Below are 20148 nucleotides of genomic sequence, written 5' to 3'. Positions count from 1 at the left end.
GGTCACACCAGGCACATGATCGCTGTAGGGGCCCCGCCCAAGCAGATCCACCCATCCGGGCACGCCCAACAAACGACCGGGCCCTTGAACCATAGCCACGGCACGGCTCGCCAGCCAGGTCAAGCACTCAAGCGAACGCTTGCGCGCAACTCACCCCTGCCCCCGCCTGCTGTTCTGCAACCGAGTCGCGTAGACAGCCGCCTCTGTCCGCCGATCGAACCCCAACTTGTGCAGCAGAGTCGACACGTAGTTCTTCACGGTCTTCTCCGCCAGGTACAACGCCCCGGCGATCTGCCGGTTCGTCATCCCCTCGGCGATCAGGTCCAGGATCTTCCGCTCCTGCGGGCTCAAGGTCGTGTACCGGGGGTCCTCGACCCGGCCACCCCGCAACCGGTCCAGCACGGTCGCCGTCACCCCCGCGTCCAGCAGCGAACCCCCCGCCGCGAGCGTGCGCACGGCGGAGACCAGGTCGTTGCCGCTGACCTGCTTGAGCATGTACCCGGCCGCGCCCGCCATGATCGCGCCGAAGAGCGCTTCGTCGTCGGAGAACGACGTCAGCATCAGGCAGGCGGGCGGTGGGTCCACCAGGGACCGGATCTCCCGGCACACCGTGACGCCCTCGCCGTCGGGCAGCCGCACGTCCAGGATGGCCACCCGCGGTCGCACCGCCGGGATGCGCGCCAGCGCCTGCGCGGCGGTGGCGGCCTCGCCGACCACGTCGATGTCCGGTTCCACCTCCAGCAGTTGCCGCAAGCCGCGCCGGACCACCTCGTGGTCGTCCAGCACGAACACCGAGATCGTCATGCGTGCTCCTCCGCCCCTCGCGCCGCCGCGGTGGACGTCCACCCCAGCGGTACCGACCAGTCCACTCTCGTCCCCCCGACGTCGGCCGGTCCGACCACGCACCGCCCGGACCAGCGCCGCGCGCGCTGGGCCATGTTGGCCAGCCCGCTGCGGTGGGCGAGCCCCTCGGGCACCCCGCGGCCGTCGTCGTGCACCAGCAGTTCCAGCCGGGTCGCCCGGCGGTCCACCGCCACCGTCACCTGCACCGCCGCCGCGTCCGCGTGCCGGACCACATTGGACAGCGACTCGCGCAGGGTGGCGATCAGGTCCAGCGCGATGTCGGCGGGCACCACCGAGTCCAGTGGTCCCTCCAGCCGCACGGTCGGCTCGTAGCCCAGCGACACGGTCGCGTCGGAGATCACCCGCAGGATGTCCGAGCGCAGGCTGTAGGGGCCGTTCGCGGGCTGCTGCAGGGAGAAGATGCTGCGCCGCAGTTCGCGGATGGTCTGGTCGATCTCGGCGATGAACCCGGTGATCTGCTCCGGGGTGTTCGCCGCGGCCGGGTCGCGGCGCAGCCCCTGCAAGCCCAGGCCCAGGGCGAAGAGCCGCTGGATCACCAGGTCGTGCAGGTCGCGGGCGATCCGGTCGCGCTCCTCGAACAGCGCCAGCCGCTGCTTGTCGCGCTGCGCCTCGGCGAACCCCATCGCCAGCGCGGCGTGCGTGCCGTAGTCGAGCACCATCCCCAGGTCGGACTCGTCGAACGGCGCGGCGCCGCGGTCGCGGGCCACGATGAGCACCCCGGCCGGGGTGCGCCCGCCGGTGAGCGGCACCAGCACCGCGGGCCCCAGTTCGCTGATCTCGGGCGGCAGCGACCGGAACGTCTGCGCCGACCGGCTCAGCGTCGCCTCGGCGACCTCGGTGACCGACCGCGGCCTGCCGGTGCTGAACACGTCGCCGGTGAGGCTGTCGACGGTGACCATCCTGGTGCCGGTCAGCTCCTCGCGCAGCCGACCGTCCACCGCGCGCAGCACCATGTGCCCCGGCCCGTCCGGCACGGCCACGATCGCCACCGCCGCGGCCGCGATCTCCCTGGCCCGGCGCACCAGCAGCGCCAACCCCTCGTCCTCGCCGCCCCCGCCGGTGCGCAGCACGGCGGTGACCTCGGTGGTGGCCACCAGCCAGCGCTCCCGGCGCTGGCTCAGCTCGTAGTGCCGGGCGTTGGTCACGGCCATGCCCGCCGCGGCGGCCAGCGCGACCACCACGTCCTCGTCCTCGTCGGTGAACGCCCGCCCGTCGGCCTTGTCCGCCAGGTACAGGTTCCCGTAGACCTGCTCGCGCAACCGGATCGGCACGCCGAGGAAGGAACCCATCTCCGGGTGGCCGGGCGGGAAGCCCGCGGCGGCCGGGTGGTCGCGCAGCTCGTCGATGCGCAGCGGGCCGGTCTGCCCGCCCACCACGCCCAGCACGCCCCGGCCGGTGGGCAGGGCGCCGATGGCCGCGCGCACGTCATCGGGGACGCCCGAGTGCAGCAGCTCGGTCAGTTCGCCGTCGGGCCCGAGGACGCCGAGCGCGCCGTAGCGGGCGCCGACCAGTTCGCAGCCCACCGCCACGACGCGGCGCAGGACGTCGGGCAGGGACAGGTCGCTGGCCACCGACAGCACCGCGCCGAGCAGGTGGCGCATCCGCTCGTGCGACATCTCCGCGGCCACGGCCCGGTCGACCAGGCCGCGGAAGAGCGCGTCGCGGGCCAGGTGCGGGGCCTGCGGTTCCGTCCGGTCGGCAGGCGGGTCGACGGCCGGGCGGCGCCGCGGGTCGTGGGGCACCGGGTCGTTGTCCGCCGCGTCGTGGTTCACGGTGGCACCGGGCTCGGCGCCCGGCCCGCCCATGTCACCCACACCCGTGTCCAGCGCGGCCTCCCACCCGTCTCGGCGAAACCGACCCCCGCGCCCGGTGCGCGTCGGGCGGTGGCGGCCCGGTCAGCGCCCGCGGAGGTCCAGGCGGCACGCGTAGACGCCCGTCGTGGGCGTGATCGGTGGGAAAAGGATCGCGGACTTCCCGCCGCCGCGCAAGATCGGGCGCGGAATGTCACCTCAATGCCGGGTGGTTGCCATTCGCCGCGCCACTTCTCTTGTCGGTGGATATTTTTCGGAATTCGGGAAAGGAAGCGCGAAACGTCATTCGTCGCGCTGTCCCGCCGGGCTCAGCCAGCGCAGCGCCCACCGGCCGGGGCCGCCGCGCAGCACCGTCCGCGACAGCGGCACCACGTCGATGCGCCAGTACGCGGCCGGGTCGGCGCCGAGGGCGTGCACCAGCGCCGCGCGCACCACCGACGGGTGCGTCACCGCCACCACCGGCGCCGGGTCGGTGGGCCGCTCGTCGAGCCAGCCGCCCACCCTGGCCACCAGGTCGGCCAGCGACTCGCCGCCGTGCGGGGCCGCGGCCGGGTCGGTCAGCCACCGGGTCACCGCGGCGGGCTCGGCCGCCGCCACCTCGTCGAGGGTGCGCCCCCGCCAAGCGCCGAAGTCCAGGTCCCGCAGCCGGTCGTCCACCGAGGCCGCCAGCCCCAGCGCGGTGGCGGTCTGCGCGCACCGGGTCTCCGGTCCGCGCAGCGCCACCGCCACCCGGCTCAGCCCGGCGGTGGACACCGGACCCGGGTCCGACAGCGGTTCGTCGACCGGGAACGCGGCCACCCGCGTGGCGGCGGTGGGGCCGTGGCCCACCAGGGTCAGCCGATTACCCACCGGCACCCCTTGAGCTGGACGGATGACGTTGCCCACCGCGGACGCGGGCGCGTTGACACTGCAAGCGGCGCTCCCATAGGTTTCGGGACTGACCGAGATGGTATGGGGAAGCCGGTGTGATCCCGGCACGGCCGCGCCACTGTGATGGACCGGGCAACCGCTCCACAGTCAGACCCCCAGCCATCGACACCCCTGGACCCATCGGGCCGCGTGCAGCCTGAGGAGGCACCCCATGACGACGCATGCCGTCGCCACCCCCGTCCCCGTTCCCGTCAGCATCCCGGTGCGGCAGATCCTGCCGTACGCGCTCTTCGTCGGGATCATCTCGCTGATCGCGCTCTACTTCGTCGGCGCCGAGCAGGGCGCGCTCGCCGTGTTCGACGGCACCTACGTGCACGAGCTCGTCCACGACGCCCGCCACCTGCTGGGCTTCCCGTGCCACTGAGCGAGACCGGAACCGATCGAGCGGCCACCTCGGCCGCGCTGGACGTCCGCTCGTTGCTGGTGTGGGGCCTGCTCGCAGGCCTGCTCGGCGGTGTCCTCGCCTTCGGGTTCGCCGAGGCGTTCGGCGAACCGTCGGTGGACACCGCCATCTCCCTGGAGGAGCAGGGCGGCGCCGCGGAGCACTCGCACGACGACGGCGCCGCGGCAGGCCACAGCCACGGCGAGGAGGGCGCGGAGGAGGAGGTCGTCTCCCGGTCGTTCCAGTCCACCGGCGGCCTCGCCATCGGCACCGTCGTCTACGGGTTGGGCCTCGGCGGCCTGTTCGGGCTGGCGTTCGCCTTCGCCTACGGGCGGCTGGGCACCGCGAGCCCGCGCGGCACCGCCGTGGCCGTGCTGGGCATCGGCTACACCGCGGTCGTGCTGGTCCCGTTCCTGACCTACCCGGCGAACCCGCCCGCGGTGGGCCGGGGCGAGACCATCGGCGAGCGCACCGGCCTGTTCTTCGGCATGGTCGGCATCTCGCTGGTGCTCGCGCTGGTCGCCGTCTTCGTGGGCCGCAAGCTGGCCCAGCGGCTCGACGGGTGGACCGCGGTCCTGGTCGCCGGGCTGGGCTACCTGGTGCTGGTGACGGTGGCGGCCAAGCTGCTGCCGGACTTCCAGGAGGTCCCCGACGGCTTCCCCGGCGCCACGCTGTGGGAGTTCCGGATCGCCTCGCTGGGCACCTCGGCGGTGCTGTGGGCGGGCATCGGGATCGGCTTCGCGGCGCTGCTGCACCGCGGGCTCACCCGCGCCCGCTAGACCGTTCGCACCACTGAACCCCCTTCCTCGGCGCGAGGACGGGGGTTCAGTGCTTCCCCCGGGGTGAAAGGTTCGTGGGCGGGGTCAGGCCGTGTAGCGGCGCACGGTCTCCGGGCGGATGACGACGCGGAGCAGGTCGCCTGCCAGCATCGCGGCGAGGTCGGCGGCCCGGGTGGGGTCGTCGGGGCCCCAGTAGCGGGCGGCGAGGCGGGAGCACAGGTCGTGCGCCCCGTCGGTCTCCACCGTGGTGCGGCCGACGATGGACACCCAGCGCTCGCGCTCACCCACTGGAGCCGCGACGACGATCGCGGCGCGTGGGTCGCGGCTCAGGCGCCGCACCTTCAGCGAGCCCGGCTCCGTGAAGAACTGGACCGTCCCCTCGGCGGTGGTCTCGAACCACACCGGTCGGGGCTGCACCGGTTGCGGTGCCCCGGCCACGGACAGGAACCCGTGCAGGGGGCGGGCGAGGAAGTCGAGGTCCTCGGTGGTCAGGGAACTGGTGGCGGTGCTCATCGCGGTCCTCTCAGCGGGGGTGGGGGTCAGCGCTGCCAGGCGCCCGCCGCCGCGGCTCGCACGGCGTAGTCCTCGAAGGTCCGGGGTTCACGCCCCAGCACGGTGGCGACCCCGTCCGCCGTCTCGGCGATGATCCCGCTCTCCATCAGCACGAACATCTCGGCGACGTGGTGGGCGTCGGCCTCGGCCCAACCCTGCTCGACCAGTGCCGCGGTGTACTCGGCGGGGGAGACCTGCTTGTAGGTGATGGGCAGCCCGGACGCCCGGGAGATCAGTTCGGTGGCCTCGGCGAAGGTCAGTGCGCGCGGCCCGGACAGCTCGTAGACCTTCCCGGCGTGCCCGTCGGGCTCGGTCAGCACCGCGGCCGCGACGTCGGCGACGTCCTCCAGGTCGATGAACGGCTCGGGGACCGCACCGGCCGGGAGCGCCAGCTCGCCCGCGACCAGCGGGGCGTGGAAGAGGTCTTCGTCGAAGTTCTGGTCGAAGTTCGACGGCCGCAGGACGGTCCAGTCCAGTGCCGAGCCGCGCACGGCGTCCTCGGCCGAGCGCATGTCCAGCCCGAACGCGGAGTCGCCCCAGGTGTCGGCGCCGCGCCCGGAGAGCAGGACCAGCCGCCGCACGCCCGCGGCCTCGGCCCGCGCCACGAACCCGTGCACCGGCCCGGGCACCGTCGGGGCCACCACGTAGGCGGCGGTGACGCCCGCCAGCACCGCGTCCCAGCCGTCGAGGTCGGCCCAGTCGAAGCCGGTCGAGCTGGACCGGGAGGCGGCGCGCACCGGTGTGCCGCGCAGCCGCAACCGGGCGGCGACCCGCCTGCCGGACTTGCCGGTGGCACCGAGGACGAGGGTGTTGTCGTTGCGCATGACAGGAATTCAACGGCACCGCCTTGGACGAATCCATGGGCAAGAAGCCGGATTGCCTTTGTGATCGTCTAACCTCGGTGGGGTGGACGCGTTCGGAGACCTCTTCCGGGGGATGCGGGCCCAGGGCTCGCTGTTCGCAGGCACGACCCTGTCGCCGCCCTGGTCGCTGCACTTCGTCGACGGTGCGCCGCTGACGCTGTGCACCGTCCTCGGCGGGGCGGGCTGGATCGTGCCGGAGGGCCACCCGCCCGAGCGGTTGCGCGCGGGGGAGACGGTCATCGTGCGGGGCCCCGCGCCGTTCACCTTCGTCGACGAGGTCGGCACCTCGGCCGAGCCGGTCGCCTGCGGTGAGCACTGCACGACGCCCGAGCAGGGCGGGACCCGGCACCGGCGCGGCTGGAACGACGACAGTTGCGGCGACCCCGGTGCGGGCGCGACGACGCTGATCGTCGGCGCCTACCCGGTGCGCGGCGAGATCAGCCGCAGGCTGCTGGACGCGCTGCCGGTCGTGCTGCGGGTGGCCCCCGGCGGCGGGTCCGACGCCGTGCTGGACCACCTCGCCGCCGAGGTCGCCGTCGACACCCCGGGCCAGCAGGTGGTCCTCGACCGGTTGCTGGACTGGCTGCTGGTCTGCTCGGTGCGCGAGTACTTCGACCGGCCCGGCGGTGAGCCGCCCGCCTGGTACGCCGCCCAGCGCGACCCCGTGGTCGGCGGCGCGCTGCGCCTGCTGCACGCCGAACCGGCGGCGCCGTGGACGGTCTCCGCGCTGGCCGACCGGGCCGGGGTGTCGCGCTCCACCCTGGCGAAGCGGTTCGCCGACCTGGTGGGCGAACCACCGCTGACCTACCTGACCCGCTGACGCATGGCGCTCGCGGCGGACCTGCTGGTCGAGCGCGAGGCGACGACCGTCGCCGAGGTCGCCCGCACGGTGGGCTACTCCGACGCGTTCGCGTTCAGCGCCGCGTTCAAGCGGACCCGGGGCGTGAGTCCGAGCGAGTTCCGCCGCGCCGATCCCCTCCCGGGGGTGGGAGGTGATCGGCGAGCAGTTGCGCCAGGTGCCGGGAGGAGCCTCCGGTCAGGTCGCTGACCTGGGTGCGGCAGGAGAAGCCGTCGGCGAGGACCGGGCGGGGGCGGGCGCGCAGGGCGGGCAGCAGGGCGGTTTCGGCGACGGCCACCGACACCTCGTAGTGGCCGCGTTCGACGCCGAAGTTCCCGGCCAGCCCGCAGCAGCCGCCGACCGCCTCCACCCGCGCGCCCGCCCGGCGCAGCAGGGCGGCGTCGGTGTCCCAACCCAGGGTGGCCCGGTGGTGGCAGTGGGGTTGGGCAACCACGTCCACATCGGACAGATCGGGCGGCGACCAGCCGGGGGTGGCGGTCAGCAGCTCGGCGAGGGTGACGGTGAGGGCCTTGACGCGGTGGGCCCGGGGGTCCTCGGGCAGCAGGTCGACGGCGTCGCCGCGCAGGACGGCGGTGCAGGAGGGCTCCAGGCCGACGATGGGGATGCCGTCGGCGATGGCGGACCCCAGGGCGTCGAGGGTGTGGCGGAGCCTGCGGCGAGCACCGTCGAGCTGGCCGGTGGTGATCCAGGTCAGGCCGCAGCAGACCTGGCGGGTGGTCAGCTCCACCGCGTACCCGGCCGACTCCAGCACCCGGATCGCGGCGACGCCGACCTCCGGGGCGAACGCCTCGGTGAACGTGTCGACCCACAGCAGCACGCGCCGACCCGACGCCTCGGGCCGACCGGCGGCGATGCGGCGGAACCGGTGCCGGGCGAAGCGGGGCAGGCCCCGGCGGCTGTCGATCCCGGCGAGGCGCTTGACCAGCGGATTGTCCAGGACGGCGTTGGCCAGGCGGGGCAGCCTGCCCGCCACGGCGGCGGCGCGCGGGAGCCAGCCCAGGGTGTAGTGGGTGATCGGGCGCAGCCTGCGGCGGTAGCGGTGGTGCAGGACCTCGGCCTTGTAGGTGGCCATGTCCACCCCGGCCGGGCAGTCGCGGGCGCACGCCTTGCAGGACAGGCACAGGTCCAGCGCCTCGTGCACGGCCGGGTCCGCCCAGCCGCGCACCAGGTCGCCGCGCACCATCTCCTGCAACAGGCGGGCACGGCCCCGGGTGGAGTGCTGCTCGGCACCGGTGGCCAGGAACGACGGGCACATGGCGCCGCCGGTCGCGGTCAGGTCCGCCCGGCAGCGGCCCACGCCGACGCAGCGGTGCACCGCCCGGGTGAGGTCACCGGAGTCGTGCGGGAGGGCGAAACCGCCCCCGGGCACCACCGGCAGCTCCGGCCCGACCCGCAGGTCCGCGTCCACCGGGGCCGGGTCGACCAGGACGCCGGGGTTGAGCCCGCCCCCGGGGTCCCACACCGCCTTGACCCGCGCCGCGACGGCCAGCGCCTCGGCGGAGTACACCCGCGACAGCAGCTCCCCGCGCGCCCGGCCGTCGCCGTGCTCCCCGGACAGCGACCCGCCGTGGGCGGCGACCAGGTCGGCGGCGTCCAGCAGGAACGCGCGGGTGCGGGCCGCGCCGCCGGGGGAGCGCAGGTCGAAGTCGAAGCGGCCGTGCACGCACCCGTCGCCGAAGTGGCCGTAGAGCAGGCCGTCGTAGTGGTGCTGCGCCAGCAGGGCGTCGAGGTCGCGCAGGTAGGCGCCCAGCCGCTCGGGCGGCACGGCGGCGTCCTCCCAGCCGGGCCACGCGTCCGCCCCGCCGGGGGTGCGCCCGGCGAGGCCGACACCGTCGGAGCGGATGCGCCACAGCGCGGCGATCTCACCCGCCCCGGTCAGCACCCGCCCGTCCACCGCGCCCGCTCCCGCCAGGACCTCCAGCGCCCGCTGCCGCGCCTCGGCCGGGGTCGCGCCGCCGGTCTCCACCAGCAGCCACCCCGCGCCGCGCGGCAGGTCCGGCACGCCCGCCCGCCCGCGCCGGGCGGTGACCACGTCGACCAGGCGCCGGTCCATGCCCTCCACCGCCAGCGGGCCCAGCGCGACCAGCGCGGGCGTCGCGTCGGCGGCGGTGGGCATGTCCGGGTAGCCCAGGACCGCCAGCGCCCGGGCGGCGGGCGCCTCGGCCAGCGCCACCGTGGCGTCGAGGACCACGGCCAGCGTGCCCTCGGAACCGACCAGCGAGCCGACCACGTCGAAGCGCCGCTCCGGCAGCAGCGCGTCGAGCGGGTACCCGGACGCCTGCCGGGGGAAGCGGCCGTACTCGGTGCGCACCACGGCCAGGTCGGCGCCGATCACCGCGCGCAACCGGGCGTCGAGGCCGGGGTCGGAGGTGCCGGTGCGCCCGGCGGTGACCGGGCTGCCGTCGACGCGCAGCAGCCGGGCGGACACGACGTTGTCGCGGGTGTTGCCCCAGGCCACCGCGTGCGCGCCGCAGGCGTTGTTGCCGATCATGCCGCCGAGGGTGCAGCGGTCGGCGGTGGAGGGGTCCGGCCCGAACAGCAGCCCGTGCGGGCGCACCGCCGCCTGCAACGCCGCCTGCACCACCCCCGCCTGCGCGGTCGCGGTGCGCGTGGCCGGGTCGACGTCGGTGATCGCGGTCAGCGCGGTGAGGTCGAGCACCACCCCGGGACCGATGGCGTTGCCCGCCACCGACGTCCCCGCCCCGCGCGCGGTGACCGGCAGCCCCAGCTCGTGGCAGCGCCCCAGCACCTCCGCCGCGTGCCCGGCGGAGGCCACCCGCACCACGGCGGCGGGCGGCACCCGGTAGTTGGAGGCGTCCGACGAGTACAGCGCCCGGGTGGCGTCGTCCACGGCGACGCACGGGCCGAGCAGCTCGCGCAACCGGTCGAGCGGGTCCACGGCGCTCCCTCGCTGGTTCGGGCACGGCTCCCGGGGACCGCGACCCCGGACCACCATGGGACCACGACCGCCCGCGCTGACCGCTCCGGGTTCGCCGACCACCTCCCCGCGGTGGCGGACCACCGCGGGGAGGTTCACCGCCTCAGCGCCCCCGGGCCCAGATCAGCGTGATCGCGTCGATCACCAGTTGCCGATCGATGCCCATGGCCACGACCAGCGCGATGACCCCGGTGAACACGACGACCAGGAGGCCCATCAGCCGCAGGGCGGGCCCGTTCGAGTCGAGCACGAGCCTGCCCCAGGCCATCACCTGGTCGGCGGGCCGCTTCTCGTCCTGGTCCTGCGCCCGTTCGGGCGAATTCCGGTGTTTCCGGCGATTAATCCGCCGGTTGTCTCCTACGCTCACTGGTGCTGGTGTCCTTCTGCGTGTGGTGGTTGGGGTACTGGCACCGCGGCCCCCTGTGACAGCAGGGGGCCGCACTGTTTCCGGGGCTGATATTAACCACACGACCGCTTTGGTCACCGTTACCGGTGCGCCGCAATGCCAATCCCGATTACTCGATGTTCCACAGTGGACAGCCAGAAGGCCTTTCGCCTTTAGTGTCGGGTGAATGATAAACATTGTCACGCTCGGTGAATGTCCATTAACTGACAGTTGCGTGTCGATTACTCGGGTGTCACGATGGGCTTTCGGGTGGTCCGGGCTCTTGAGGGGGAGTCATGCGCGGTGCGGGTGGTTCGGGATGGGTGCGCTCGCGGCGGTGCGGGCGGCAGTTCGACTGCGTGGAGGTGAACCTGAGGATGTCCCCGCGGGTGGCGTTCCGGGATTCCAAGGCGCCGCAAGCCGGGGTGCTGGCGCTGTCCGGTTCCGCGCTTCCCGCTCTGGTGGCCTACCTGCGGCAGCATGCAGTCGACTAATCGTGTTCGCTCGACCGGGGGGTGCGCGACGGCATTCCCTTCCCAGAGTGACTACTCTCGGTTTCGTTCATCAATCCGAGCGATACGGAGCGGGCACAAAAGTGGGATTCGACACGGTGGGGCAACTCGGTCGGGATTTGCGCGCTCTCCGCGAGGCCGCTGGACTGACCCAGATCCAGATGGCGGCGATGCTCCCGTGCAGCCAGAGCAAGATCAACAAAATCGAGGTGGGGGAGACCAGGGTCACCGTCAAGGACCTGCACCGGGCGATCGAACTGTTGGACGCGCACGGCGCGGACACCGACGAGATGCTCGTGCGCGCCAAGGACCTGGAGGCCAACCACCAGCGGCGCTCCCGGTTGGCGGACGAGAAGTCGAACCACTTCCGCAGGTTGCGCGGTGAGGAGCAGGAGGCCGACGAAATCCTCGCGGTGACCGGCGACCGCTTCCCCGGCCTGCTGCACTCCGAGGACTACATGCGCGACCTGTTCAGCACCGACGGCGCGGGCAAGCTCGACGCCCGGGTCGCGGCTCGGGCCGAGCGCGCTCGGTTGTACGACCGCACGCCCGCGCCCCACCACCGGGTGCTGCTCGGGGAGGGGGCACTGGTCCGATTGGTGCGGTCCAAGCCCGCAGCGGTGGCGGCAGCGCAGTTGCGCCACCTCGTCGACATGGTCGGGCGGTACCCGACGCTGCACCTGCGCGTGCTGGCCTTCGACGCGGAGGTGCCCGTGCTGCCCAACGACTTCACCGTGCTCTGCTTCCGCGACGGCAGGCCGAACCTCGGCTACCAGGAGACCCCGGTCGACGCGCGGATCATGACCAAGAAGGCCGACGTGGCCGCGCTCATCCGCGAGTGGCACGAGGTGGCGGAGAAGGCGCTCAGCGAGGAGGACTCGCTGGCGCTGCTGACCAAGGAGCTCGCGCGGCTGCCGTGACGAAGCGGTGGATCGACCCGGGGTTCCCGGCCGGGTGGGTGTGCAGGTAGGACGCGTGCACGCCCAGGCGGGTGTGGCCCTCGCGGTGCGGTGCGCCGGTGGCGTCGCGCCAGGCCCAGGTGGGCGGGTCGCCGTGGGCGGGCAGGACGCGGGTGCGGTGGAACTCGTGGCCGTGGACGCGGGTGCCGACCGCGTGCAGCGCGGTGTCGGCGGTGGCGACGGCCTCGCGGTAGCCCAGGGTCAGCCGCGCGGTCATCTCCGCCTCGGCGGGCAGCACCCCGCACATCGGGTGACCATCCAACTTGGACACCAGGTAGAGCAGGCCGCCGCACTCGGCGTGCACCGGGGCGCCGGTGGCGGCCAGGTCGGCCACGGCGTGGCGCAGGGGTTCGTTGGCGGACAGGGCTTGCGCGTGCGCCTCGGGGAAACCGCCGGGCAGCACCAGCGCGGCGGTGCCCGGGGGCAGCGCGGTGTCGTGCAGCGGGTCGACCACGGCCACCTCGGCGCCCGCCGCGCGCAGCAGCTCCACGTGCTCGGCGTAGCCGAAGGTGAACGCCGGTCCACCCGCCACCGCGATCACCGGGGGGTGCGCCGCCGCGACCGGTCCGGCGGACTCCGCCAGCTCCGCCGCCGCGTCCCAGGCCGGGCCGTCGAGGTCGGGGGCCGAGCGGGCCAGTCGGACCACCGCGTCGAGGTCCACCGAGGACTCCACCAGGTCGCCCATGGCGGCCACCGCGCGCACCGCCTCGGCGCCGCGCTCCACGGCGGGCACCAGACCCAGGTGCCGGGAGGGGACGTCGACCTCGCCCGCCCGGCGGACCGCGCCCAGCACCGGCAGGCCCACGTCCGAGCACGCCTCGCGCAGCACCTCCTCGTGCCGGTCGGAACCGACCTGGTTGAGCACCACCCCCTCGATCCGCACCCCCGGCCGGTAGGAGCGGAACCCGTGCAGCAGCGCGGCGATGCTCGTGCTCTGCCCCCGGCAGTCCACGACCAGCAGCACCGGCGCGGACACCAGCCCGGCCACGTGCGCGGTCGAGCCGAACCCGCCCGCCTCGACGTGGTGGCCGATGCGGCCGTCGAACAGGCCCATGACGCCCTCGACGACCGCGATGTCCGCGCCCGCCGCGCCGTGCCGGAACAGCGGGGCGACGCGGTGCTCCCCGACCAGGACCGGGTCGAGGTTGCGGCCGGGGCGACCGGCGGCGACGGTGTGGTAGCCGGGGTCGATGTAGTCCGGGCCGACCTTGAACGGCGCCACCCGGTGCCCGCGCCTGCGCAGGGCCGCCACCAGGCCGGTCGCGATGGTCGTCTTGCCGCTGCCCGACCCGGGGGCGGCCACGACCAGGCGGGCTACCACTCGATGCCCCGCTGGCCCTTGGTGCCCGCGTCCATCGGGTGCTTGACCTTGGTCATGCGCGTGACCAGGTCGGCGTGCTCGACCAGCGCCTCCGGGGCGTCCCGGCCGGTGATCACCACGTGCTGGTGCCCCGGCCGGTCGCGCAGGGTGGCCACGACCTCGTCCACGTCGATCCAGCCCCACTTGAGCGGGTAGGTGAACTCGTCGAGCACGTACAGGTCGTGGGTCTGCGCGGCCAGCCGCCTGGCGATCTCCGCCCAGCCCTCGCGGGCGGCGGCGGCGTGGTCGTCCTCGTCGCCCTGCTTGCGCGACCACGACCACCCGGCGCCCATCTTGTGCCACTGCACCGGGCCGCCCTCGCCGGTCTCGGCGTGCAGCCGCCCCAGCGCCAGGAACGCGTTCTCCTCGCCGACCTTCCACTTCGCCGACTTCACGAACTGGAACACCCCGATGTCCCAGCCCTGGTTCCAGCCGCGCAGCGCCAGGCCGAACGCGGCGGTGGACTTGCCCTTCATCTCCCCGGTGTGCACCACGACCAGTGGCCGGTTGCGGCGCTGGCGCGTGGTCAGCCCGTCCTGCGGCACCACCGACGGCTTGCCCTGCGGCATTGCCCGACCCCCTTACGCTGCGCGCGCGGCGCGGACGACCCCGGCCACGGCATCGGCGGACAGTTCCTCCAGGCGCAGCCCGGTGCCGCCCAGCGCGGCGCTCACCCGACCGGCCAGCCCCAGCCGCACCGGCCCGGACTCGCAGTCGACGACCACGCTGGCCACCCCGTCGGCGGCCACCAGCCCGGCGGCCCGCACCGCGTCGGCCACCGCGTCGCCACCCGGCCGGGCCGCGACGGTCGCCCGCCCGTCGGTCACGACCACCAGCAGCGCCCGGCGGCGCGGGTCGCGCAGCCGCTCCACCCGCAGCAGTTCCCGAGCCCGCAGCAGCCCGTCGGCCAGCGGGGTCCGCCCGCCCGTGCGCAGCGCGCGCAGCCGGGCCACCGCCGCCTCCACCGACGACGTCGGCGGCAGCGCCACCTCGGCCCCGGGTCCGCGGAAGGTCACCAGGCCCACCTTGTCGCGGCGCTGGTAGGCGTCGCGCAGCAGGGAGATCACCGCGCCGGTCACCGCCGACATCCGCTTGCGCGCGGCCATCGACCCCGAGGCGTCGACCACGAACAGCACCAGGTTCGACTCGCGCCCCTCGCGCACCGCCCGCCGCACGTCGTCGGGCCGCACGACCAGGCCGGGGCCGCTGCGCCCGCGCACCAACTGCATCGGCGCCGCCGCGGTCATGGTGCCGACCAGGTGGATGCCGCTGCCCTGCGACGTGGCCGCGCGCAGCGCCCGCCCGGAGCCCGCCCGGGAGCGGGACCGGCGCCCGGGAGCGCCCTCGCCGACGCCGTCGACCTGGAGCAGCCGGGCGGTGAACGCCGGGTCGGGGGTGGCGGGGGCCTGCGTGCCGCCGCCCTTGCCCTTCGGCTGGGTGTCCTGGCCCTCGGGGGCCGGACCGTCGGGGGGCGGGCTGTCGGATTGGCCCGAGTCGTCCGCCGGGCCGTCGCCCGGGTCGGGCGCGCCGCCGCCGGGGCCGTCCGGGCCGGGATCGGGATCGGGGTCCGGGTCGGTCCGCTCGGGTTCGCCGGTCTGCTCGGCGGCGTCGCGCAGCGCCTGGTCGAGCTGGTCCTGCTCGATGCCGGGCTCGTCGAACGGGTCGCGCCTGCGCCGGTGCGGCAGCGCCAACCGGGCGGCCACCGCCACGTCCTCCTCGGTCACCGCGTCGGCCCCGCGCCAGGCGGCGTGCGCGATCGCGGCCCGGGCCAGCACCAGGTCCGCGCGCATCCCGTCCACGTCGAACGCCGCGCACACCGCCGCGATCCGGCGCAGCTCGGCGTCCGGCAGGGCGACCCCCGGCAGCGCCGCCCGCGCGGCGGCGATCCGGGCGGCCAGGTCGGCGTCGGCCGCCGCCCAGCCCGCGGCGAACCCGGCCGGGTCGGCCTCGAACGCCAGCCGCCGCCGGATCACCTCGGTGCGGGTGTCGACGTCGCGGGCGGCGCGCACCTCCACGGTCAGCCCGAACCGGTCGAGGAGCTGCGGGCGCAGCTCGCCCTCCTCCGGGTTCATCGTCCCGACCAGCAGGAACGACGCCGCGTGCGCCACCGACACGCCCTCGCGCTCCACGTGCGCGCGGCCCATGGCGGCGGCGTCGAGCAGCAGGTCCACCAGGTGGTCGTGCAGCAGGTTGACCTCGTCGACGTAGAGCACGCCCCGGTGCGCGGCGGCGAGCAGGCCGGGCTGGTAGGCGCGGACGCCCTCGGTCAGCGCGCGCTCCAGGTCCAGGGAGCCGATCAGCCGGTCCTCGGTGGCGCCGACCGGCAGCTCCACCAACCGCGCAGGCCGGGAAGCGGCATCGGGTTCGAGATGGGGGCCATCGGGGCAGCCGGGGTCCGGGGCGGCGGGGTCGCAGCCGAACCGGCAGCCCTCGACCACCGCCAGCGCGGGCAGCAGCGCGGCGAGCGCGCGCACCACGGTCGACTTCGCGGTGCCCTTCTCCCCGCGCACCAGCACCCCGCCGATCGCCGGGTGCACCGCGTTGAGCAGCAGGGACAACCGCAGGTCGGCGTGGCCGACGACGGCCGAGAACGGAAAACCGGCAGGACTGGGCACGCCACGATCCTCACTCCGGGTCCGCGCCCGGGTCGGTCTCGAGCAGGGGCGAGTGTCCTGGCTCCCGGATCGCCGCGCTCCCGCCGCCTTCCCGGGGCTCGCGCCCCAGTGGCACCTCGACGGGAGAACTCCCCGGTCACAGTGGCGGGACCGCACCGGAATCGCACCGGTTTCCTCCGCACACCCTGCTTGGTCTGCCCGTGATCGTCGCATCCCGCACCGACGGGTGCCAAGCCACGTGGTGCGCGTCTCGACTGGTCGGCCGCCCGGGTGGGTTAGCGTTGCCGCCCGTGGTCACCGTGGTGGGTATCGGCGCCGACGGCTGGACCGGGCTGGCGCCCGCGTCCCGCTCGGCCCTCGCGCGCGCCGAGGTCGTGCTCGGCGCGCCCCGGCAACTGGACCTGCTGCCGCCCGAGGTGACCGCCGAGCGGGTCGCCTGGCCGACGCCGCTGCTTCCCGCTGTCCCCGCCCTGCTCGCGGCGCACGCCGGTTCGGTGCTGTGCGTGCTGGCCAGCGGGGACCCGATGTTCCACGGCATCGGCACCACCCTGGCCCGGCACACCGCCGTGCGCGTGCTGCCGCACCCGTCGTCGGCGTCGCTGGCCTGCGCCCGGCTGGGGTGGGCGCTGGACGGGGTTGCCGTGGTCAGCGCGGTGGCGCGACCGGTGGAGCGGCTGCACGCGGCGCTGCACCCGGGCGCCCGCGTGCTGGTGCTGAGCGAGGGTTCGCGGACCCCGGCGGCGGTGGCGGCGCTGCTGCGCGACCGGGGGTTCGGGCCCAGCCGGATGACCGTGCTGTCCGACCTCGGCGCGGACACCGAGGCCGTGGTCACCGCGACGGCCGCCGGGTGGTCGGGCGAGGTGGGTCCGCTGAACGTGGTCGCGGTCGAGTGCGCGGCCGACCCGAGGGCGCGGCGGCTGCCGCGGGTGCCGGGCCTGCCCGACGACGTGTTCGAGCACGACGGGCAGATCACCAAGCGGGAGGTCCGCGCGCTGACCGTGTCATCGCTGGCCCCCGAGCCGGGTGAGCTGCTGTGGGACGTGGGCGCCGGGTCGGGCAGCGTCGGGATCGAGTGGTCGCGGGCGGACCCGGCGTGCCGGGCCGTCGCGGTGGAACCCCGGGCGGACCGGGCCGGGCGGATCGGCCGCAACGCGCTGGCGCTGGGCGTGCCGGAGCTGCGGGTGGTGACCGGGTCCGCGCCGGGTGCGCTGGCCGGGCTGCCGGAACCGGACGCGGTGTTCGTCGGCGGGGGAGTGACGGCGGACGGGGTGCTGCCCGCGTGCTGGGCGGCGCTGCGACCGGGCGGGCGGCTGGTGGTCAACGCCGTGACGCTGGAGTCGGAGGTGCTGGTGGCGCGCTGGCACGGCGAGGTCGGCGGCACGCTGACCCGGGTGTCGGTGGGCCGGGCCGGGCCGGTCGGGGGTTTCACCGGGTGGCGCCAAGCCATGCCGGTGACGCAGTGGGTAGCCGTGAAGGAGAGCGAGTGACCGTCCACTTCATCGGGGCCGGGCCGGGTGCGGCCGACCTGATCACCGTGCGCGGGCAGCGGGTCGTGGCCGCCGCCCCGGTGTGCCTGTACGCGGGCGCGCTGGTGCCGGTCGAGCTGCTGGAGCTGTGCCCGCCGGGCGCGCGCCGGGTCGACACCGCGAACCTGACGCTGGACGAGATCGTGGCCGAGCTGCTCGCCGCGCACGCCGCCGGGCACGACGTGGCCCGGCTGCACTCCGGCGACCCGTCGGTGTTCAGCGCCGTGGCCGAGCAGATGCGCCGCCTCGACGCGGCCGGGGTGCCCTACGAGGTGGTGCCCGGGGTGCCCGCGTTCGCCGCCGCCGCTGCCGCGCTCAAGACCGAGCTGACCGTGCCGGGCGTCGGCCAGACCGTCGTGCTGACCCGCACCTCGGCCCGGGCGACGCCGATGCCGCCCGGGGAGGACCTGGCGTCGCTGGGCCGCAGCCGGTCGACGATGGTGCTGCACCTGGCCGTGCAGCGCATCGACGAGGTCGTGGCCGAGTTGGTGCCGAACTACGGCGCCACCTGCCCGGTCGCCGTGGTCGCCTACGCCTCGCGCGCCGACGAGGTGGTGCTGCGCGGCACCCTCGCCGACATCGCCGGGCAGGTGCGCGCGGCGGGCATCCGGCGCACCGCGGTGATCATCGTCGGCCGCGTGCTCGACCCCGTGGGCCACTGCGACAGCCACCTCTACTCCGCCGAGCGCGAGCGGCCTCAGTGAGCGCGACCGACGATCACCCCGGCCCGATCGATCACCACCACGTCCACCGCGACCTCGGCCCCCCGCAGCACCTCGACCGCGGTGGCCTTCGCCCCGGCCGCCACCGCGTCGCCCAGCGGCACGCCCGCGGCCTCGGCCAGGCGCAGCGCCTCCAGCGCGGTGTTGCCCGCGGTGATGCGCGCCGCCAACTCGTCGCCCCCACCCGCGGTGACGGCGGTCGCGGCCAAGGCGGCGAGGTCGACCTGCGAGCGGCCCGAGTGCAGGTCGAGGTGGCCGTCGGCGAGCTTGGACAGCTTGCCGAAACCGCCCGCGATCGTCAGCCGGGGCACCGGGTGCCTGCGCAGGTACTTGAGCACGGCCCCGGCGAAGTCGCCCATGTCCAGCAGCGCGTCCTCGGGCAGGCCGTGCAGCGCGGCCACCGTCTTCTCCGACGTCGACCCGGTGCAACCCGCCACGTGGGTGTACCCGGCGGCCCTGGCCACGTCCACGCCGCGGCGGATGCTGTCGATCCACGCCGAGCACGAGTAGGGCACCACCACGCCGGTCGTGCCCAGGATCGACAGGCCGCCGAGGATGCCCAGCCGCGGGTTCCAGGTCTTGCGGGCCAGCTCCTCCCCGCCGTCGACCGAGACCTCCACGACCACGTCACCGCTGCCGCCGTGCCGCGCGGCCACCTCGGCCACGTGGTCGCGCATGAGCGTGCGCGGCACCGGGTTGATCGCGGGCTCCCCCACCGGCAGCGGCAGCCCGGCCTTGGTGACCGTGCCGACACCGGGACCGGCGCGGAAGCTCACCCCGGAGCCGGGTGGGCCGGGGCGAACGGTCGCGCGGACCAGGGCGCCGTGGGTGACGTCCGGGTCGTCACCCGCGTCCTTCACCACCCCCGCCGTGGCCACCCCGTCCCCGAGGTGTTCCACCGCCAGCGCGAACGCCGGTGTCTGTCCCTTCGGGAGGGTGATGGTCACCGGGTCGGGGAACTCACCGGTCAGCAGGGCGGTGTAGGCGGCGGTCGTCGCCGCGGTCGCGCACGCCCCGGTGGTCCAGCCGTAGCGCAACCCCTCCGGCGTGCGCCGCTCTCCGCTCATGGCACCAGCGTGCCCAACGGCGTCCCGGCGCTTCCCCCGGGGGTGCCGTGCTGACCGTCCTGGTCCTCGGCGGCACCGCGGAGGCCCGTGCCCTCGCCGCGGTCCTGCACGAGCGCCCCGGCACCCGCGTGGTGTCCTCGCTGGCCGGTCGGGTGGCCCGACCCCGGCTGCCGGTGGGGGAGGTGCGGGTGGGCGGGTTCGGCGGCCCGGACAAGCTCGCCGAGTACCTGCGCGCGGAGTCCGTGGCCGCCGTGGTGGACGCCACGCACCCGTTCGCCGAGCGGATCAGCGCCTCCGCCGCCACCGCCGCCCGCGCCGCCGCCGTGCCCCTGGTCCTGCTGCGCCGCCCCGGGTGGACCCCGCGCCCCGGCGACACCTGGCACCGGGTCGACGACCTGACCGCCGCCGCCGCGCTGCTGCCCGACCTGGGCGACCGCGTCTTCCTCACCACCGGGCGCCAGGGCCTGCCCGCCTTCGCCACCGCCGGGCAGTGGTTCCTGGTGCGCTGCGTCGACCCACCGGACCCGCCGCTGCCCGCCCGGTGCGAACTGCTGCTCGACCGCGGCCCGTACACCCTCGACGGCGAGCTGGCGCTGATGCGCGCACACCGGGTCGAGGTGCTGGTCACCAAGGACAGCGGCGGCCCGCTGACCGCCGCCAAGCTCGACGCGGCCAGGGAGCTGGGGCTGCCGGTGGTCGTGGTGCGCCGCCCCGGCACCCCGGACGTGCCGGTGCTGGCGTCGGTGCCCGAGGTCGTCGACTGGCTGACCGGCGTGCTCCCCGGGAGCCGGTCGACCGGCTGACCGGTGGGGTGCGGGGCACCCGTCGAACGAGGTCGAGCCGGGGTGCCTGGCCGAAGTCGGTGTGGCCGGGCAACCCGGCCGGTAGACCGGGTGCGGGGTCAGGTTCACGGTGACGTTCGGCTTGCCTTGGAAGGCGAACGTGCCCGACACCTAGGGCGTGTCTTGCGAGCCCGGTTGTTTGTGGGTGGTGCCCGGCTGGGTGGATGTGTTTGGCCGGGGCC

At 75.1% G+C, this 20148-nt stretch carries 18 protein-coding genes, 1 pseudogene and 2 riboswitches; of the genes and pseudogenes, 8 read left to right on the top strand and 11 right to left on the bottom strand.

The features are described 5' to 3' along the window. Positions 1 to 150: 150 nt before the first annotated feature. The 3 genes from UO65_RS02740 to UO65_RS02730 all read right to left on the bottom strand — a co-directional run bounded on the left by UO65_RS02740 (position 151) and on the right by UO65_RS02730 (position 3524). Positions 151 to 804 (bottom strand): response regulator, encoded by a 654-nt coding sequence (locus UO65_RS02740; protein WP_035278399.1) that lies wholly within the window; start codon positions 802 to 804, stop codon positions 151 to 153. Next, positions 801 to 2669 carry a GAF domain-containing sensor histidine kinase gene (locus UO65_RS02735; protein ID WP_110081465.1) on the bottom strand — a complete coding sequence of 623 codons (1869 nt, stop codon included), beginning with the start codon at positions 2667 to 2669 and terminating at the stop codon, positions 801 to 803. The genes UO65_RS02740 and UO65_RS02735 overlap by 4 nt, the downstream gene beginning before the upstream one ends. Positions 2670 to 2957: 288 nt before the next feature. Continuing rightward, a complete protein-coding gene (locus UO65_RS02730) occupies positions 2958 to 3524 on the bottom strand; it encodes a histidine phosphatase family protein (protein ID WP_152551947.1) in 567 nt (188 codons plus the stop codon). A 60-nt stretch (positions 3525 to 3584) separates the two neighbouring features. Beyond that, positions 3585 to 3740: riboswitch (cobalamin riboswitch) on the top strand. 16 nt (positions 3741 to 3756) lie between these two features. On the opposite strand from UO65_RS02730, the gene UO65_RS02725 reads away from it, so the two are divergent. Both UO65_RS02725 and UO65_RS02720 read left to right on the top strand, forming a co-directional pair. Then, positions 3757 to 3969, top strand: coding sequence for a CbtB domain-containing protein (locus tag UO65_RS02725; protein ID WP_035278397.1), 213 nt, complete (start codon positions 3757 to 3759; stop codon positions 3967 to 3969). Continuing rightward, positions 3960 to 4766, top strand: a complete 807-nt coding sequence (locus tag UO65_RS02720) for a CbtA family protein (RefSeq protein ID WP_084175247.1) — start codon at positions 3960 to 3962, stop codon at positions 4764 to 4766. Before UO65_RS02725 ends, UO65_RS02720 begins: the two co-directional genes overlap by 10 nt. Before the next feature lie 84 nt (positions 4767 to 4850). On the opposite strand, the gene UO65_RS02715 is transcribed toward UO65_RS02720, so the two are convergent. Both UO65_RS02715 and UO65_RS02710 read right to left on the bottom strand, forming a co-directional pair. Continuing rightward, a complete protein-coding gene (locus tag UO65_RS02715; protein ID WP_035278395.1) occupies positions 4851 to 5279 on the bottom strand; it encodes a pyridoxamine 5'-phosphate oxidase family protein in 429 nt (142 codons plus the stop codon). Positions 5280 to 5305: 26 nt separating this feature from the next. Continuing rightward, a complete protein-coding gene (locus UO65_RS02710; RefSeq protein WP_035278394.1) occupies positions 5306 to 6142 on the bottom strand; it encodes an NAD(P)H-binding protein in 837 nt (278 codons plus the stop codon). 82 nt (positions 6143 to 6224) lie between these two features. Between UO65_RS02710 and UO65_RS02705 the strand changes: the two are divergent. Further along, positions 6225 to 7151: pseudogene (locus UO65_RS02705) on the top strand (AraC family transcriptional regulator); the annotation flags it as partial. On the opposite strand, the gene UO65_RS02700 reads toward UO65_RS02705, so the two are convergent. Continuing rightward, positions 7108 to 9939 (bottom strand): FAD-binding and (Fe-S)-binding domain-containing protein, encoded by a 2832-nt coding sequence (locus UO65_RS02700; RefSeq protein ID WP_063935866.1) that lies wholly within the window; start codon positions 9937 to 9939, stop codon positions 7108 to 7110. The pseudogene UO65_RS02705 and the gene UO65_RS02700 sit on opposite strands and share 44 nt — an antisense overlap. 142 nt (positions 9940 to 10081) lie before the next feature. Then, the gene (locus tag UO65_RS35405; protein WP_146241345.1) at positions 10082 to 10345 is read right to left on the bottom strand and encodes a hypothetical protein; all 264 of its coding nucleotides are present in this window, start codon (positions 10343 to 10345) and stop codon (positions 10082 to 10084) included. Positions 10346 to 10659: 314 nt separating this feature from the next. On the opposite strand from UO65_RS35405, the gene UO65_RS38520 reads away from it, so the two are divergent. Both UO65_RS38520 and UO65_RS02695 read left to right on the top strand, forming a co-directional pair. Then, a complete protein-coding gene (locus UO65_RS38520; RefSeq protein ID WP_267880581.1) occupies positions 10660 to 10857 on the top strand; it encodes a DUF397 domain-containing protein in 198 nt (65 codons plus the stop codon). A gap of 2 nt (positions 10858 to 10859) precedes the next feature. Beyond that, complete coding sequence (locus UO65_RS02695) at positions 10860 to 11795, top strand: helix-turn-helix domain-containing protein (RefSeq protein WP_267880580.1); 936 nt, start codon at positions 10860 to 10862, stop codon at positions 11793 to 11795. Here UO65_RS02695 and UO65_RS02690 read toward each other — a convergent pair. From UO65_RS02690 to UO65_RS02680, 3 genes are read right to left on the bottom strand one after another with little or no spacing between them, the layout of a single operon-like run. Continuing rightward, complete coding sequence (locus UO65_RS02690) at positions 11740 to 13155, bottom strand: cobyrinate a,c-diamide synthase (RefSeq protein WP_035278392.1); 1416 nt, start codon at positions 13153 to 13155, stop codon at positions 11740 to 11742. The two genes, UO65_RS02695 and UO65_RS02690, sit on opposite strands and share 56 nt — an antisense overlap. Next, positions 13149 to 13763: a cob(I)yrinic acid a,c-diamide adenosyltransferase gene (cobO, locus tag UO65_RS02685; protein WP_035278391.1), complete on the bottom strand. Its 615-nt coding sequence runs from the start codon at positions 13761 to 13763 to the stop codon at positions 13149 to 13151. Before cobO ends, UO65_RS02690 begins: the two co-directional genes overlap by 7 nt. 12 nt (positions 13764 to 13775) lie before the next feature. Then, positions 13776 to 15809, bottom strand: a complete 2034-nt coding sequence (locus tag UO65_RS02680; RefSeq protein ID WP_035278390.1) for a VWA domain-containing protein — start codon at positions 15807 to 15809, stop codon at positions 13776 to 13778. 30 nt (positions 15810 to 15839) lie between these two features. Further along, positions 15840 to 16026, bottom strand: a riboswitch (cobalamin riboswitch). A gap of 73 nt (positions 16027 to 16099) precedes the next feature. Here UO65_RS02680 and cbiE point away from each other — a divergent pair. Both cbiE and cobM read left to right on the top strand, forming a co-directional pair. Then, positions 16100 to 17296 carry a precorrin-6y C5,15-methyltransferase (decarboxylating) subunit CbiE gene (gene cbiE, locus UO65_RS02675; protein WP_233427413.1) on the top strand — a complete coding sequence of 399 codons (1197 nt, stop codon included), beginning with the start codon at positions 16100 to 16102 and terminating at the stop codon, positions 17294 to 17296. After that, positions 17293 to 18039 carry a precorrin-4 C(11)-methyltransferase gene (gene cobM, locus UO65_RS02670; RefSeq protein WP_035278389.1) on the top strand — a complete coding sequence of 249 codons (747 nt, stop codon included), beginning with the start codon at positions 17293 to 17295 and terminating at the stop codon, positions 18037 to 18039. Before cbiE ends, cobM begins: the two co-directional genes overlap by 4 nt. Here cobM and UO65_RS02665 read toward each other — a convergent pair. Then, positions 18033 to 19124, bottom strand: coding sequence for a cobalt-precorrin-5B (C(1))-methyltransferase (locus UO65_RS02665; protein ID WP_035278387.1), 1092 nt, complete (start codon positions 19122 to 19124; stop codon positions 18033 to 18035). The two genes, cobM and UO65_RS02665, sit on opposite strands and share 7 nt — an antisense overlap. A gap of 50 nt (positions 19125 to 19174) precedes the next feature. Between UO65_RS02665 and UO65_RS02660 the strand changes: the two genes are divergently transcribed. Further along, the gene (locus UO65_RS02660) at positions 19175 to 19927 is read left to right on the top strand and encodes a cobalt-precorrin-6A reductase (protein WP_035278400.1); all 753 of its coding nucleotides are present in this window, start codon (positions 19175 to 19177) and stop codon (positions 19925 to 19927) included. Positions 19928 to 20148 lie beyond the last annotated feature (221 nt).

The sequence above is a fragment of the Actinokineospora spheciospongiae genome, from assembly GCF_000564855.1.
GTDB classification, from domain to species: Bacteria; Actinomycetota; Actinomycetes; order Mycobacteriales; family Pseudonocardiaceae; genus Actinokineospora; species Actinokineospora spheciospongiae.
The sequence above is the reverse complement of the archived record's forward strand: the minus strand, read 5'-3'. Positions and strand labels throughout refer to the sequence as shown.